The organism is Shinella sp. GW821-FHT10F02, from assembly GCF_058809275.1.
In genome coordinates this window covers 241,334-257,540 of the sequence record NZ_JBXASL010000008.1, presented here as the reverse complement: position 1 = coordinate 257,540, position 16,207 = coordinate 241,334, and the positions used below count along the sequence as shown (strand labels likewise).

Annotated in this window: 12 protein-coding genes; 8 read left to right on the top strand and 4 right to left on the bottom strand. The window is 64.7% G+C overall.

Annotated features, from left to right (window positions below):
• Positions 1 to 34 precede the first annotated feature (34 nt).
• A complete protein-coding gene (locus tag AC1RWL_RS24685) occupies positions 35 to 1,252 on the top strand; it encodes an NAD(P)/FAD-dependent oxidoreductase (RefSeq protein ID WP_493095792.1) in 1,218 nt (405 codons plus the stop codon).
• Positions 1,253 to 1,439: 187 nt separating this feature from the next.
• Positions 1,440 to 4,238, top strand: a complete 2,799-nt coding sequence (locus AC1RWL_RS24680; RefSeq protein ID WP_493095791.1) for a bifunctional diguanylate cyclase/phosphodiesterase — start codon at positions 1,440 to 1,442, stop codon at positions 4,236 to 4,238.
• A 6-nt stretch (positions 4,239 to 4,244) separates the two neighbouring features.
• On the opposite strand, the gene AC1RWL_RS24675 is transcribed toward AC1RWL_RS24680, so the two are convergent.
• The 3 genes from AC1RWL_RS24675 to groES form a co-directional block, all read right to left on the bottom strand.
• Positions 4,245 to 4,691: a hypothetical protein gene (locus AC1RWL_RS24675; protein WP_256118491.1), complete on the bottom strand. Its 447-nt coding sequence runs from the start codon at positions 4,689 to 4,691 to the stop codon at positions 4,245 to 4,247.
• 514 nt (positions 4,692 to 5,205) lie between these two features.
• Positions 5,206 to 6,846, bottom strand: coding sequence for a chaperonin GroEL (gene groL, locus AC1RWL_RS24670; protein ID WP_256118492.1), 1,641 nt, complete (start codon positions 6,844 to 6,846; stop codon positions 5,206 to 5,208).
• Between the two features lie 56 nt (positions 6,847 to 6,902).
• The gene (gene groES, locus AC1RWL_RS24665; protein WP_256118493.1) at positions 6,903 to 7,199 is read right to left on the bottom strand and encodes a co-chaperone GroES; all 297 of its coding nucleotides are present in this window, start codon (positions 7,197 to 7,199) and stop codon (positions 6,903 to 6,905) included.
• A 318-nt stretch (positions 7,200 to 7,517) separates the two neighbouring features.
• On the opposite strand from groES, the gene AC1RWL_RS24660 reads away from it, so the two are divergent.
• From AC1RWL_RS24660 to AC1RWL_RS24640, 5 genes are all read left to right on the top strand, one after another.
• Positions 7,518 to 8,366, top strand: coding sequence for a TIGR01459 family HAD-type hydrolase (locus AC1RWL_RS24660; protein WP_493095790.1), 849 nt, complete (start codon positions 7,518 to 7,520; stop codon positions 8,364 to 8,366).
• A 14-nt stretch (positions 8,367 to 8,380) separates the two neighbouring features.
• Positions 8,381 to 9,361 (top strand): bifunctional riboflavin kinase/FAD synthetase, encoded by a 981-nt coding sequence (locus AC1RWL_RS24655; protein WP_493095789.1) that lies wholly within the window; start codon positions 8,381 to 8,383, stop codon positions 9,359 to 9,361.
• A 234-nt stretch (positions 9,362 to 9,595) separates the two neighbouring features.
• Positions 9,596 to 12,487, top strand: a complete 2,892-nt coding sequence (gene ileS / locus AC1RWL_RS24650) for an isoleucine--tRNA ligase (protein WP_493095788.1) — start codon at positions 9,596 to 9,598, stop codon at positions 12,485 to 12,487.
• Positions 12,488 to 12,659: 172 nt separating this feature from the next.
• Positions 12,660 to 13,274, top strand: a complete 615-nt coding sequence (locus AC1RWL_RS24645) for a hypothetical protein (RefSeq protein WP_256118497.1) — start codon at positions 12,660 to 12,662, stop codon at positions 13,272 to 13,274.
• Positions 13,275 to 13,278: 4 nt separating this feature from the next.
• A complete protein-coding gene (locus AC1RWL_RS24640; RefSeq protein ID WP_493095787.1) occupies positions 13,279 to 13,764 on the top strand; it encodes a GNAT family N-acetyltransferase in 486 nt (161 codons plus the stop codon).
• On the opposite strand, the gene AC1RWL_RS24635 is transcribed toward AC1RWL_RS24640, so the two are convergent.
• Positions 13,765 to 14,193, bottom strand: a complete 429-nt coding sequence (locus tag AC1RWL_RS24635) for a nucleoside deaminase (protein WP_493095912.1) — start codon at positions 14,191 to 14,193, stop codon at positions 13,765 to 13,767.
• A gap of 85 nt (positions 14,194 to 14,278) precedes the next feature.
• On the opposite strand from AC1RWL_RS24635, the gene AC1RWL_RS24630 reads away from it, so the two are divergent.
• Positions 14,279 to 16,204, top strand: coding sequence for a pseudouridine synthase (locus AC1RWL_RS24630; protein ID WP_493095786.1), 1,926 nt, complete (start codon positions 14,279 to 14,281; stop codon positions 16,202 to 16,204).
• The last annotated feature ends 3 nt before the right edge of the window (positions 16,205 to 16,207 follow it).

Sequence of the window (16,207 nt, the reverse complement as noted above, 5' to 3'; positions counted from 1 at the left end):
TACCTGTCGGTAAAACCAAAGACGGGGAAACATCGTGACGGGAAGACTGGTTGTTGTGGGTGGCGGTCAGGCCGCATTTGCCCTCGTTGCCAAATTGCGCGCATTGAAGGACGAACGGCCGATCACGATCATCGCCGCCGAGGCGAGCCACCCCTACCAACGACCGCCGCTTTCCAAGAAATACCTGCTCGGCGAGGCCGATCTCGAACGCCTGAAGTTCCGCCCGGAAAGCTGGTATGCGGACAACCATGTCGACATCCGCCTGTCGACCGAGGTCACCGCCATCGACCGTTCGGCCAAGAGCGTGACGCTCAGCGACGGTTCGACGCTGCACTATGCCTATCTGGCGCTCGCCACCGGTGCGACGCCGCGCCGCCTGCCGGCCGAGATCGGCGGCGACCTCGACGGCGTGTTCACGGTGCGCGACTACCGCGATGCCGACCGCCTCGGCGTCGAAATGCAGGAGGGCCGCCGCGCGCTCGTCGTCGGCGGGGGTTATATCGGCCTGGAGGCCGCGGCCGTCGCGCGGGGCAGGGGGCTGCACGTCACGGTCATCGAAATGGCCGACCGCATCCTTGCCCGCGTCGCTTCGCCCGCCACTGCCACTATCCTGAAAGCGATCCACAATGCACGCGGCGTCGACGTGCGCGAAAAGACCGGCCTCGTCCGCCTGTTGGGCGAGAACGGCCGCGTCACCGGCGCGGAACTCTCCGACGGCTTCGTGCTGCCCGTCGACGTGGTGATCGCCGGCATCGGCGTGGCGGCGAACGATAAGCTCGCCCGCGATGCCGGCCTCGAAGTCACCAATGGCATCGTCGTCGATGCCCATGCCCGCACGTCCGATCCCGCGATTTTCGCCATGGGCGACTGCGCCGTGCTGCCCTTCGAGGGCAATCGCGTGCGGCTCGAATCCGTGCAGAACGCCGTCGACCAGGCGGAAGCGGCCGCCGCCGTCATTGCCGGCGGCGATGCGCCCTATGAGCCGAAGCCCTGGTTCTGGTCCGACCAGTATGACGTAAAATTGCAGATCGCCGGCTTCTGCATGGGCTTCGACGATACGTTCGTGCGCCCCGGCCAGCGCGAGGGCAGCGTCTCCGTCTGGTATTTCCGCGAGGGCCGGCTGATCGCGGTGGATGCGGTCAACGATGCCAAGGCCTATGTGGTCGGCAAGAAGCTGATCGAGATGGGGCGAACGCCTGCGCGCGAAGCACTGGAAGACCCGGCGACGGACCTCAAGGCCCTGACGCTCTGAGGGGTGTACAGCCCGAAGGTTGAGCTGCATTTTCGTCGCTGAATGAAACAGTTGTACTGTTTTGATCTTTGTTAAGTATGAACTGATGCGAAATATAGCGGCTCGGCGTTAAGCTTTCTGAATTCACTCATTTTTTAGGGTTCTCCGGCTGAGTGGGGCCACTTCGCTCCCACTCCGGTGCCCCTTCATGCTTCGTATTCTGACCTGCATTGCCGTCGAGCACGACCTCCGCCTCGTGCTGCTCGCGGCGTTCATATGCTTCCTGTCCTGCTATGTCGCAGTTTCGCTGACGCAAAGGGCACAGGTCTCCGACGGGAGGGCGCGCGGGCTCTGGCTCGGCGCTGCCGGCACGTCGAGCGGCTTCGGCATCTGGGCCACCCACTTCATCGCCATGCTGGCCTACGATCCCGGCGTCGCAATGGGCTTCGACATGGAGCCGACGCTGCTGTCGCTGGCCGTCGCCATTGTCGTCACGACGATCGGGCTGGCGCTCGCAAGCTACGTTCCCGGTCGCGGCGCGGTCGTGGCGGGCGGCCTGCTGCTCGGCGCGGGCATCACCTCCATGCACTATATCGGCATGTCGACGCTGGAGCTTCCAGGCAGCATCGTCTGGGACAACAGCTATGTGGCGGCTTCCGTTGTCTGCGCCGGCCTCTTCGGCGCGCTGGCCCTCGACGTCTGCATGCGCCCGCAGCTTGGCGCGCGGGGTCGCGCCCTTGCCACGGTGCTGATGGCGCTCGGCGTCGTCTCGCTGCATTTCACCGCGATGGCGGCGGTGACGATCGAGCCGGGGCTTATGCCCGTCAGCGACGACACGCTGATCTCCACAAGCCTGATGGTGCCGCTGATCGCCGTCGTCGCCTTCTCGCTGCTCTTTGCCGGGCTGACGGCGGCCGTCTTCGCCAGGCAGTCGGAGCTCGCCGCCAGCGAAAGCACGCGCCAGTTCGCCATGCTCGTGCAGGGCGTCAAGGACTACGCCATCTATATGCTCGACCCGGAAGGCCGTGTCGCCAACTGGAACGAGGGCGCCGAGCGCAACAAGGGCTACAAGGCCCATGAGATCGTCGGCCAGCACTTCTCGCAGTTCTACAGTGAGGAAGACCGCGCGGCCGGCCTGCCGGAGCGCGCGCTGGCGCTTGCCCGCGCGGAAGGCAAATATGAGAGCGAGGGCTGGCGCTACAAGAAGGACGGCGGCCGCTTCTGGGCGAATGTCGTCATCGATCCGATCCACGATGCCGGCGGCGTACTCGTCGGTTATGCCAAGATCACCAAGGACGTGACGAAGGAAAAGGCCGATGCCGACCGGCTCGCCGCGGTGACGAAGAACCTCGACCTCGCGCTGGAAAACATGTCGCAGGGCCTCTGCCTGTTCGACAAGGACGAACGCCTGCTCATCGCCAACAAGCGCTACAGCGAGATCTTCGGCTTCCCGGAAGGCCGCATCCAGCCGGGCATGACGCTGCGCGAGATCGTCGACCAGGGCGTCACCCACCTGTTTGCCGATCCCGATGTGCGCCAGGCGAAGGCGCGGGACGTCTATGCGCGCCGCCGGGCTGCCATTCTCGCGAACGACGGCGGTGCGATCGTCGAGAAGCTGCCGAGCGGCACCTCGGTGCAGCTGCGCTACCGCACGCTGCCGGATGGCGCCTGGGTTGCGACCTATGAGGATATTTCCGAGCGCCTGCGCTCCGAGGAACAGATCTCCTTCCTCGCCCGCCACGACAGCCTGACCGGCCTGCCGAACCGCGCGAGCTTCAACAACCGCCTCGAAGCGGACCTCGATTCCGCCCGCCTCTCCGGCGGTAAGGTCGCCGCCATTGGCATCGACCTCGACAAGTTCAAGGAAATCAATGACACGCGCGGCCATGCGGCGGGCGACGAAGTGCTCACCACGCTGTCGAGGCGCATGCAGGCCTGCCTGGAGGCCGACGAGACGGTCGCCCGCTTCGGCGGTGACGAATTCGCGGCTGCAAAGCGTTTTTCGGATGTGGCTGACCTCACCGACTTCATCCAGCGGCTGGAGACCTGCCTCAACGCGGAAATCCGCATCGACGGCTATGACATCAAGCCGGGCGCCAGCCTCGGCGTGGCGATCTACCCGCAGGACGCCGACACGGTCGAAGCGCTTATCAACAATGCCGACCTTGCCATGTACCGCGCCAAGGATGCGCTGACGCAGACGGTCTGCTTCTACGAGGTCTCGATGGACGAGGCCGCCCGCAGCCGCCGCCTCATCGCGAACGACCTCTGGCAGGCCGTGGAGCGCAAGGAACTGCAACTGCACTACCAGGTCCAGAAGGCCGTCACCTCCGGCGATACGATCGGCTACGAGGTGCTGTTGCGCTGGCACCATCCGCTGCGCGGCACCATTCCGCCGGGCGAATTCATCCCGATTGCCGAAGAGTGTGGCGCCATCCTGCCGATCGGCGAATGGGTGCTGCGCGAGGCCTGCCGCGAGGCCGCGACCTGGGACAACGATCACAAGATCGCCGTCAACCTGTCGCCGATCCAGCTCGGCAATGCCGATGTCGCGGACCTCGTGCACCGGGTGCTCCTGGAAACGGGCCTCAACCCCCGCCGTCTGGAGCTTGAAATCACCGAATCGACCATCATCGCCGACAAGGAGCGGGCGTTGCAGACGCTGCGCCGTATCAAGGCCTTCGGCGTCACCATCGCCATCGACGATTTCGGCACCGGCTACTCGTCGCTGGAAACGCTGCGCGCCTTCCCCTTCGACAAGATCAAGCTCGATCGCAGTTTCATGAGCGAGGTGGAGGCAAGCCCGGAGGCCAAGGCCATCATCCGCGCCATCCTGGCGCTCGGCCAGACGCTGCGCGTGCCGGTCCTGGCGGAAGGCGTGGAGACGAGCAACCAACTCGCCATCCTGCTCGACGAAGGTTGCGACGAGGCACAGGGCTACTTCCTCGGCCGGCCGATGCCGGTGGAGAGCATCCGCACCGGCGTCGAGGCCAGCAAGGCCGCCTGAGGCGGCCTACTGCCGCTTGAAGCGGCGGCCGGCGAGGTCGATCTGGAAGCGGGGGAAGATGAAGACGCCGATGATCGTGCCGGCGTATTTCTCCTCGAGGCCCGTCGATTCCCCGACGCAGAACACCGGCTGGCGCGGCGCGCCGTCGAGGTGGATCGTCGTCGAGAAGCAGAAGGACGAGGAGGATGAGGCCGCCTGCTCGAAGAGTTCGAGCACGCGCGTGCGGTCGAGCGGCTCGTAGCAGCGGATGAGGTTCAACAGCCCGCAGGCGCGCTGCGGCAGGCCATGCGCCTGCATCGCCTTGTCGCCAAGCGTGAAGAGGCCGTTGGAAAGATCGCCGGTCCAGCGCTCCGTCACGCAATATTGCGTCAGCAGTTCGTTGTCCGTCTCGTCGAACCCCATCGAGCCCGGAAGAAAGGGCGACGAGAGATCAGTCTTGATTATCTTGAACACCTACGACCTCAGGCAGTTGCTCGAATTTGGCCGACATGTCACGCCCCGTTTCGGGCACGCGACACGCTAAAAGAGAGCGCCGGCGACAACCCTCGAAGTCCGCCGAACCACTTTCCCATGTACTGAACTTCGTCCGGATCCTGCTATGCGTATCGGATCGGACGTACGCGTGAAAACCGCCGCTGACCCTTCTTTCAAGTCTTCCGGCGGTTCTATCAATATATTTCAGGGAGAACTGGCTGCGCGGTTTATCGACATGTTCCTGTCCAAAACCAGCACCTGTACCCCGGGTGAATCTTACAGTTCACTTGGGGCGTCTTTATAATTGGTTTTTTGATGCCAGCAACGGCTTTTTGAGAATTATTGTACAAACGGAAAAATTCTTTTCACGGAAACGATGCAGTCCGGTCAACCTCTTTGAAATGCGTCCCTTTGCCGGAAAAACAAAAAGGGCGGCCCGAAGACCGCCCTTTCCGAACTGAACCGGTTGGCTCAGATGTAGGACCCGAAGGTCTTACATCATGTCCATACCGCCCATGCCGCCCATGCCGCCAGGCATGCCGCCCGGTGCATCCTTCTTCGGCAGTTCGGCGATCATGGCTTCCGTCGTGATCAGCAGCGAGGCAACCGAAGCTGCGTTCTGCAGAGCCGTGCGGACAACCTTGACCGGGTCGACGATGCCGAGTGCGATCAGGTCGCCGTATTCGCCGGTCTGGGCGTTGTAGCCGTAGTTGTCTTCGTTCTTGTCGAGGATCTTGCCGACAACGATCGAAGCTTCGTCACCAGCGTTTTCCGCGATCTGGCGAACGAGGGACTGCAGCGCCTTGCGAACGATGTTGATGCCGGCTTCCTGGTCGTCGTTCTCACCCTTGGAGGTGATCTTGACGGAGGAGCGCAGCAGGGCAACGCCGCCGCCCGGTACGATGCCTTCCTGAACGGCAGCGCGCGTCGCGTTGAGGGCGTCGTCGATGCGGTCCTTCTTTTCCTTCACTTCGACTTCCGTCGAGCCACCGACGCGGATCACGGCAACGCCGCCAGCGAGCTTGGCAAGACGTTCCTGCAGCTTCTCACGGTCGTAGTCGGAGGTGGTTTCTTCGATCTGGGCCTTGATCTGCGCGACGCGGCCTTCGATTTCCGACTTCTGGCCGGCACCGTCGACGATCGTCGTGTTTTCCTTGGTGATCGAGACCTTCTTCGCACGGCCGAGCATGTCGAGCGTGACGTTTTCGAGCTTGATGCCGAGGTCTTCGGAGATCACGGTGCCGCCCGACAGGATGGCGATGTCTTCGAGCATGGCCTTGCGGCGGTCGCCGAAGCCCGGCGCCTTGACGGCAGCGATCTTGAGGCCGCCACGCAGCTTGTTGACGACGAGCGTAGCAAGGGCTTCGCCTTCGACGTCTTCAGCGATGATGACGAGCGGCTTGCCGGTCTGGACGACGGCTTCGAGAACCGGGAGCATCGCCTGGAGGTTCGAGAGCTTCTTCTCGTGCAGGAGAATGAAAGCGTCTTCGAGGTCGGCGACCATCTTTTCCGGGTTGGTCACGAAGTAGGGCGACAGGTAGCCGCGGTCGAACTGCATGCCTTCGACGACTTCGAGTTCGGTTTCGGCGGTCTTGGCTTCTTCAACCGTGATGACGCCTTCGTTGCCGACCTTCTGCATGGCTTCAGCAATGTCGAGACCGACCTGCTTGTCGCCGTTTGCGGAGATCGTGCCGACCTGGGCGACTTCTTCCGAAGTGTTGATCTTCTTGGCCTTGGCCTGGAGATCCTTGACGACTTCAGCAACGGCGAGATCGATGCCGCGCTTCAGGTCCATCGGGTTCATGCCGGCTGCAACAGCCTTGTTGCCTTCGCGAACGATGGCCTGGGCAAGAACGGTTGCGGTCGTCGTGCCGTCGCCGGCGATGTCGTTGGTCTTGGAAGCGACTTCGCGAACGAGCTGGGCGCCCATGTTCTCGAACTTGTCTTCCAGTTCGATTTCCTTGGCGACGGAAACGCCGTCCTTGGTGATGCGCGGTGCGCCGAAGGACTTGTCGATAACGACGTTACGACCCTTCGGGCCGAGCGTTACCTTGACTGCGTCTGCGAGAATGTCGACGCCGCGCAGCATCTTTTCGCGCGCGGTGCGGCCGAACTTGACTTCTTTGGCTGCCATTGTGTGAACTCCTGAAAGAGGTATCAGCGAATTTCGGAAGGGGATGAACGGCTAGATCAGCCGATGATGCCCATGATGTCGGCTTCCTTCATGATCAGAAGGTCTTCGCCGTCGAGCTTGACTTCGGTGCCCGACCACTTGCCGAACAGAACGCGGTCGCCAGCCTTGACGTCCAGCGGAACGACCTTGCCGGAATCGTCACGGGCGCCGGAACCGACGGCGACGATTTCGCCTTCCTGCGGCTTTTCCTTGGCGGTGTCCGGAATGATGATGCCGCCCTTGGTCTTGGCTTCGGATTCGACGCGACGTACGACGACGCGATCGTGAAGCGGGCGGAAGGTGGTGCTTGCCATTGTCTTATCCCTCGATCGAATGACATTGCGGATCCCGGTATGGACCCGATGGATGGATGTTAGCACTCACTGGTTAGGAGTGCTAGCGGCCCGGAGATAGGCGTCGGCGCTTTTCGAGTCAAGGACGACGCCCGGAAATTATTTTGCCCCGGATGGTTACCGCAGCCGGCAGATGGGAGTGAAATCGCACGCCATCAAGTCAGGGCCATGAATTTCCGGCAGTTTGCCTGTTGATGGGGCAAAATTGTGTGGAGAGGCTTGTTTTCTTGGCCTCGCTTTGCAATGTCAGCCGGGCTCGATTTCGAACAGGACTACCTGATGGCTGAACGCATCCAATCCTTCCGCGACATCGCTTCGCAATATGACGTGGTGCTCTGCGACGTCTGGGGCGTCCTGCACAATGGCGTCGAAGCTTTCTCTTACGCCTCGGAAGCGCTCGCGGACGCCCGCGCCGCCGGCCTCACCGTCGTGCTCATCACCAATTCGCCGCGCCCGCATCCGGGCGTCAAGGTGCAGATCCGCGGCCTCGGCGTCGCCGACGATTCCTATGATCGCATCGTCACCTCCGGCGACGTCACCCGCGCGCTGATCGCCGAAGGCCCGAAGAAGGTCTATTTCATCGGCGCCGAAAAGGACCTGCCGCTGCTCGATGGCCTCGGCGTCGAGACCGTCGGCATCGACGAGGCCGGCATCGTGGTCTGCGCGGGCCTGCGCAGCGACGAGACGGAAACCGTCGAGGACTATAGCGAGGAGCTGGAAAGGCTCGCCGCGAAAAAGCTGCCCTTCATCTGTGCCAATCCGGACCTCGTCGTCGAGCGCGGCCACCGGCTCATCCAATGTGCCGGGGCGCTCGCGAAATTCTACGAGGAGCTCGGCTGCACGAGCCTGATCGCCGGCAAACCGCACCGGCCGATCTATGAAAAGTCGATCGCCGAGGCGAAGGACGTGCGCGGCGACTTCGACCTGTCGCGCGTGATCGCGGTCGGCGACGGCATGCCGACGGATGTGCGCGGCGCGGAAGCCTTCGGCCTCGATGTGCTCTATATTTCCGGCGGCATCCATGCGCAGGAATATGTCGAAGCGGGCCGCACCGACGAGGCGAAGCTCGCGGCTTTCCTGACGCGCGAAGGCTCCCACCCCAAATGGTGGATGCCCCGGCTGCAGTGACGGAGACGGTCGTCATGACGGTATTTCACAGGAACGAGACAAAGCAGCCGCTGCCGGAACACCTGCGCGGCGGCGTCATCGCCATCGGCAATTTCGACGGCGTGCACCGCGGCCACCAGGCCGTGCTGCAACGCGCGCTCGATCTCGCGAGCGACCGCGGCATCCCGGCCCTCGTGCTGACCTTCGAGCCGCATCCCCGCACCGTCTTCCGCCCCGAGCGTCCGGTCTTCCGCCTGACGCCGGCGCCGCTGAAGGCGCGCATCCTCGAAGGCATGGGTTTTTCCGCGGTCATCGAATATCCGTTCGACCGCGGCTTCTCCGAAATGTCGGCGCATGATTTCATCCGCTCGGTGCTGATCGACTGGCTGCACGCCTCCGAGGTCGTTACCGGCTTCGATTTCCACTTCGGCAAGGGCAGGGAAGGCGGCCCGGCCTTCCTGATGGCCGCCGGCCAGGACAATGGCTTCGGTGTGACGCTGGTCGATGCCTTCCGCGACGAGAACGCCTCGGTCATCTCGTCGAGCTTCACCCGTGCCCTGCTTGGCGAGGGTGCGGTCGTGGAAGCGGCCGGCCAACTCGGCTACCGCTACACGGTCGAGGCGGAGGTCATCGACGGCAAGAAGCTCGGCCGCACGCTCGGCTACCCGACGGCCAACATGCAGCTTCCCCCGGAAGTGGAACTGCGCAACGGCATCTACGCCGTGCGCTTCCGCCGCCCTGACGGCAGCCTGCACGACGGCGTCGCCAGCTACGGCCGCCGCCCGACGGTCACGTCGAACGGCGTGCCGCTGCTCGAAACCTTCCTCTTCGATTTCTCGGGCGATCTCTACGGCGAAATCTCCGCCGTCTCCTTCTTCGGCCACCTGCGCGACGAGCTGAAATTCGACGGCCTCGACCCGCTCGTCATCCAGATGAAGCGCGACGAGGAGGAGGCGCGCGCGCTGCTTTCCGGCGTCACGCCGCTGGGGCCGATCGACCGGCGCATCTGTTTCTAGGAACAAACGACTCTGGCGTCTTTTCAAAATGGCGAAAAGGCCGTAATACCGCGCGCATGATGCTCAACCGGCTGACCATCGATCTGCGAATTAGTGGCCCGGCCTTCCGCGCGCTCTGAGCGAGGCCGGAAGGTCCGGGATTTTGGGCGTTTTCGAAAAGCGCCCCCGCCGTCGGAGCCTGACAATATCCCCGCATGCGCAAACGCGCGCGAAAAAAAGACGATAGCCATATCCATGACCGATACGCCCGAAAAAGTCGATTATTCGCCCACCCTCTACCTGCCGCAGACGGATTTCCCGATGCGTGCCGGCCTGCCGACGAAGGAGCCGGAAACGGTGGTCCGCTGGCAGCAGATGGGGCTCTACAAGCAGCTGCGCGCCTCCGCCGCCGGCCGCGAGAAGTTCGTGCTGCACGATGGTCCGCCCTATGCCAATGGCAACATCCATATCGGCCACGCGCTGAACAAGATCCTGAAGGACGTCATCACCCGCTCCTTCCAGATGCGCGGCTATGACTCGAACTACGTGCCCGGCTGGGACTGCCACGGCCTTCCGATCGAATGGAAGATCGAGGAAAAGTACCGCGAGAAGGGCAAGAACAAAGACGAGGTCCCGGTCAACGAATTCCGCCAGGAATGCCGTGACTTCGCCGCCGGCTGGATCAAGATCCAGGCGGAAGAGTTCAAGCGCCTCGGCATCGAGGGCGACTTCGACAACCCCTACACGACGATGAATTTTCACGCGGAAGCCCGCATCGCCGGCGAACTCCTGAAGATCGCCAGGAGCGGCCAGCTTTACCGTGGCTCGAAGCCCGTCATGTGGTCGGTCGTCGAGCGCACGGCGCTGGCCGAAGCTGAAGTCGAATATGCCGATGTCGAGAGCGATGCAATCTGGGTGAAGTTCCCGGTGATCGAAGGTCCGGCCGACCTGCTCGGCAATTCCGTCGTCATCTGGACGACCACGCCCTGGACGATCCCCGGCAACCGCGGCATCGCCTTCTCGTCGCGCTATCCCTATGGCCTCTACGAGGTGGAAAGCGCGCAGAACGATTTCGGCCCGCAGCCGGGCGAAAAGCTCGTCTTCGCCACCCGTCTTGCCGATGAATCGGCGGCCAAGGCAAAGCTCACCTTCAAGTTCCTCCGCGACATCGCACCGGAAGAGCTGGAGGCGGTCGTCTGCGCCCATCCGCTGGCCGCCCTCGGCTACGACTTCAAGGTGCCGCTGCTCGATGGCGACCACGTCACCGACGATGCCGGCACCGGCTTCGTGCACACCGCACCCGGCCACGGCCGTGAGGACTTTGACGCCTGGACGGCGGCGGCCCGCGCGCTCGAAGCCCGCGGCATCTCGTCGAAAATCCCGTTCACCGTCGACGACGCCGGCTTCTACACCGCCGACGCCCCCGGCTTCGACGGCGCCCGCGTCATGGACGACAATGGCAAGAAGGGCGATGCCAACGAGCGCGTCATCAAGGCGCTGATCGCCGCCAACAACCTGTTTGCCCGCGGCCGCATCAAGCACTCCTATCCGCATTCCTGGCGCTCCAAGAAGCCGGTCATCTTCCGCAACACGCCGCAATGGTTCGTCTACATGGACAAGGAACTCGGCGACGGCACCACGCTGCGCTCGCGTTCGCTGAACGCCATCGACGAGACCCGCTTCGTGCCCGCCGCCGGCCAGAACCGCCTGCGCGCCATGATCGAAGGCCGCCCGGACTGGGTGCTGTCGCGCCAGCGCGCCTGGGGCGTGCCGATCGCCGTTTTCGCCGACGAGAAGGGCGAAGTGCTGATCGACGAGGCCGTCAATGCCCGCATCCTCGAAGCCTTCGAGCAGGAGGGTGCCGACGCGTGGTTTGCCGAAGGCGCCAAGGAGCGTTTTCTCGGCAACGACCATGACCCGGCCAAGTGGACGCAGGTCATGGACATCCTCGACGTCTGGTTCGACTCGGGCTCGACGCACACCTTCACGCTGGAAGACCGCCCGGACCTGAAATGGCCGGCCGACGTCTATCTGGAAGGCTCCGACCAGCATCGCGGCTGGTTCCACTCTTCGCTACTGGAATCGGCGGCGACCCGTGGCCGCGCGCCCTATAACGCCGTCATCACCCATGGTTTCACCATGGACGAGAAGGGCGAGAAGATGTCGAAGTCCAAGGGCAACGTCGTCTCGCCGCAGGATGTGATGAAGGAATCGGGCGCCGATATCCTGCGCCTTTGGGTGATGACGACCGACTACTGGGAAGACCAGCGCCTCGGCAAGACGATCATCCAGACCAACATCGACGCCTACCGCAAGCTGCGCAACACGGTGCGCTGGATGCTGGGCACGCTGGCGCACGACACGGGCGAGGAGATCGCCTATGCCGACATGCCGGAACTCGAAAAGCTCATGCTGCACCGGCTCTCCGAGCTCGACGCCGTCGTGCGCGAAGGCTACGACGCGTTCGATTTCAAGAAGATCGCCCGTTCGCTCATCGACTTCTCGAATGTCGAGCTCTCGGCCTTCTACTTCGACGTCCGCAAGGATGCGCTCTACTGCGACGCCCCGTCATCGCTGAAGCGCCGCGCCTCGCTCGCGGTCATCCGCAAGCTGTTCGAGTGCCTCGTCACCTGGCTCGCCCCCATGCTGCCCTTCACCACGGAGGAAGCCTGGCTGTCACTGAAGCCGGACGCCGTTTCGGTGCATCTGGAACAGTTCCCGGTGGTGCCGGCCGAATGGCGCAACGATGCGCTGGAAGCCAAGTGGGAGAAGATCCGCGCCGTGCGCTCGGTGGTCACCGGCGCGTTGGAGATCGAACGCCGCGAGAAGCGCATCGGCGCCTCCCTGGAGGCTGCCCCGGTCGTCTCCATCGCCGATCCGGAGCTGCTCGCAGCCCTCGAAGGCCAGGACTTTGCGGAAATCTGCATCACCTCGGCGATCTCGCTGGTTGCCGGCGAAGGCCCGGCCGCAGCCTTCCGTCTTCAGGACGTCGCTAAGGTGTCCGTCGAGCCGCAGCTTGCCGAGGGCAGGAAGTGCGCGCGCTCCTGGCGCATCACCACGGATGTCGGCGCCGATCCGGACTATCCGGACGTCTCGGCCCGCGACGCGGCGGCGCTGCGCGAGATCGGTTTTCGCCGCGCGGCGTAACGCACAGCATTGTTGACGGCGGGGGCTTTCCGGCCGTCAATATTCCGGATGAATTGCGCTTGCGGTCTTCATCCGGTATTGCTGCCTGAAAATGGTCGGATTTTTCCGCCATGGCACGGCGATCTATTGCCGTGTTCGGGCTTTGGGCGCCGGCTCTGCTGGAAGGGTATTCATGGGAATGACGCGAAATATTCGGCTGCGTACCGGCTTGATCGGCCTCCTCGGTGGAAGCCTCCTGCTGACCGGCTGCATGGGGCCGACCTACGGCACCGGCAAGACCGCCGGCGAGCAGCTGGTGGATGATATCGGCAATGCGGTGACGCTCCGGCCCGACGACGCGGAAAAGAAGAACATCCGCTACCAGCCGCGCGGTGGCCTCGTGGTGCCGAAGGACGAGGTCGCCCTTGCCACGCCGCAGCAGTCCGTCTCCAGCAAGGACAATCCCGAGTGGATCGAAAGCCCGGAGGAGATGCGCGAGCGCCTGCGTACCGAGGCTGCGGCCAATAGCGACGACGGGAACTATCGTTCGCCGCTCGCCGCGCAGAGCACGACGAACCGCAAGCTTTCCGCCGCTGAACAGACCGCTGCCTATCGCGATGCGCGCCGGCTGCAGATGGGTGCCTATTCCGACAAGCGCCGTTACCTGAGCGATCCGCCGGTCGATTATCGCCGCCTTCCGGAAGAGGCCTCGGCCGATCTCGGCGAGCCGGAGCGCACCAAGGAGCGCCGCCGCAAGAAGGAAGCGAAGGCGGCCAAGCAGAGCGGTTCCGCCTGGTGGCCCTTCTAAGCTGATGACGGCTTACAGAATTCGCCCGGCGTCGGTCAGCGACGTCGGCACAATCCTGCGTTTCATCCGCGAACTTGCCGATTACGAGAAGGCGCTGCACGAGGTTGCTGCGACCGAGGAGACCATTGCTTCCTCGCTGTTCGGCGAAGGCTCCGTCACCCGCGCGGTGATCTGTGAGACGGAGGCTGGCGAGCCCGCCGGTTCCGCCGTCTGGTTCCTGTCCTACTCCACCTGGCAGGCGAAGAACGGCCTCTATCTGGAAGACCTCTATGTGACGCCCGATCACCGCGGCGCTGGCGTCGGAAAGATGCTGCTGCGCCACCTCGCGCGTACCGCGATCGAGGAAGGCTGCGGCCGTTTCGAATGGAGCGTGCTCGACTGGAACACCCCGGCGATCCGCGTCTATGACGCGATCGGGGCCGAGCCGCAGTCGGAATGGGTCCGCTACCGGCTGAGTGGCGACAAGCTCAAACAGTTCGCCGAAGGCTGATCAGCGCCGTTCGGCGAAAAAATCCTTGAGGATTTCCGCCGCTTCCAGGCCGCCGATGCCGGAATAGACATCGGGCGCGTGGTGGCAGGTCGGCTGGGTGAAGAAGCGCACGCCATTGTCCACCGCGCCGCCCTTCGGGTCCTCCGCACCGTAATAGAGCCTACGGATTCGGGCGAAGGAAATGGCGGCGGCGCAGAGCGTGCAGGGTTCGAGCGTCACGTAGAGATCGGCGCCCGTCAGCCGCTCCTGGCCGAGCTTGCGGGACGCCTCGCGGATGACGGCGACCTCGGCATGGGCGGTGACATCGCTCTCCGCCCGCGTGCGGTTGCCGGACTGCGCGACGACTGCGCCGTCAAGCACCAGCACGGCGCCGACCGGCACTTCGCCCCGCTCGCCAGCCGCACGCGCCTCGGCCAGCGCGATCTCCATGAAGCGATTTGTCATGAGTGGCACGAATTCCTCTTAACCCGGGGCGTGTGACCTGATAGGACACGCCAAAACGCAGGCAGCACAAATGACATTCAAAGACAAGCCAAAACGGCCGGGTGACAAGCCCGCAGGCCGTGACCGCAAGCCCCGTGCCGCCGCATCGGCCGCCGAGGGCAAGCCATACTCTGCCGCCGGCAAGCCGGCAGGCAAGAAGCCGGGCGGCAAACCCTTCGCCGGCAAATCCGCGCCGCGTGACGGAAAACCCGCGCGTGATGCAAAGCCGGCCCGCGACGCGAAGCCCGCCAAGGCGGCGCCGGCCGCTTCGGCAAGCGCCGACCTCGCGCCCGAGCGCATTTCCAAGCTGCTCGCCCGCGCCGGCGTCGCCTCGCGCCGCGATATCGAGCGCATGATCATGGAAGGCCGCGTCAGCGTGAACGGCAAGGTGCTGGACACGCCGGTGCTCAACGCCACCTTCGCCGACCGCATCGAGGTCGACGGCATGCCGATCCGCGGCATTGAGCGCACGCGCCTCTGGCTCTACCATAAGCCGGCCGGCCTCGTGACGACCAATGCCGACCCGGAAGGCCGCCCGACGGTCTTCGACAACCTGCCCGAAGACCTGCCGCGCGTCATGTCCATCGGCCGCCTCGACATCAACACCGAAGGCCTGCTGCTGCTGACCAATGACGGCGGCCTCGCTCGCATGCTGGAACTGCCGACGACCGGCTGGCTGCGCCGCTACCGCGTGCGCGCCCACGGCAAGATCGAGCAGGCCGACCTCGACAAGCTGAAGGAAGGCCTCGCCGTCGATGGCGTGCTCTATGGCGCGATCGACGCGACGCTCGACAAGGTGCAAGGCACCAATGTCTGGATCACCATGGGCCTTCGCGAAGGCAAGAACCGCGAGATCAAGAACGTGCTCGGCGCGCTCGGCCTCGACGTGAACCGCCTGATCCGCATCTCTTACGGCCCGTTCCAGCTCGGCGAACTGCCGGAAGGCCACGCCCAGGAAATCCGCGGCCGCACGCTGCGCGACCAGCTCGGCCCCCGCCTCATCGAGGAAGCCAAGGCGAATTTCGATGCGCCGCTCTTCGACCATGCGGTTGACGATGCGGACGAGAAGCCGGCCGCCAAGGCCCGCGAGGCCGCGCAGCCCGCCTGGGGCGAAAAGCCCGCCGGCCGCCGCGAAAAGCCGGAAGACCGCCGCGAAAAGGCCCGCGCCCGCCTCGACACCAAGCGCGACGACCGCTTTGGCGAGAAGCCGCGCGGCGGCCCTCGCGACCGCACCGACGATCGTTTCGAAGGCAAGCCGAAGCGCGAGCCCGCCGTGCGCGCCCGCAAGTCGAATGTCTGGATGGCGCCCGGCGCCCGTCCGGTCGCCGAAAAGAAGGCGGAGACCGCCGAAGGCGTGAAGCGCGAGCCGCGCGAACGGCCGGAAGGTGCGCCGAAGACCAAGCGCTACGGCCGCACCGCCGATGGCGCGCCGACCCGCACGGCGAAGAAGTTCGATCCCGACCGCAAGGCAGGACCGGCCCGTGGCCGCCCGGGCGACGACCGCGCCGACAAGCCGCGCGTGCTGAAGACCCGCGACGAGGACGGCGAGTGGATCCGCGCCTCCGAGCCGGAAAAGCAGGATCGTGACGACGGCGGGCGCGGCGGCTTCGGCCGCAAGCGCTCCGGCGCCGGCGACGACCGCGCCCCCCGCGATTTCGGTGATCGCCCGCCGCGCGGCGACCGCTCCTTCGGTGACCGTCCGGCCCGTGGCGACCGCAAACCCCGCGCGGAAGGCGAGCGCTCCTTCGGCGATCGTACGGATCGCAAGCCCCGCGCCGAGGGCGAACGCACCTTCTCGGATCGCCCGCCGCGTCGCGATGGCGGCAAGCCTTTCGGGGCTAAGCCGTCCGGCGGCAAGTCCTTCGGCGGCAAGCCGGGTGGTGGACGCCCCTCCGGTGGAAAACCCGCTGGCGGCAAGCCCGCCGGTGGAAGCCGTCCGCGCGGCAAGGGCAAGTAAGCG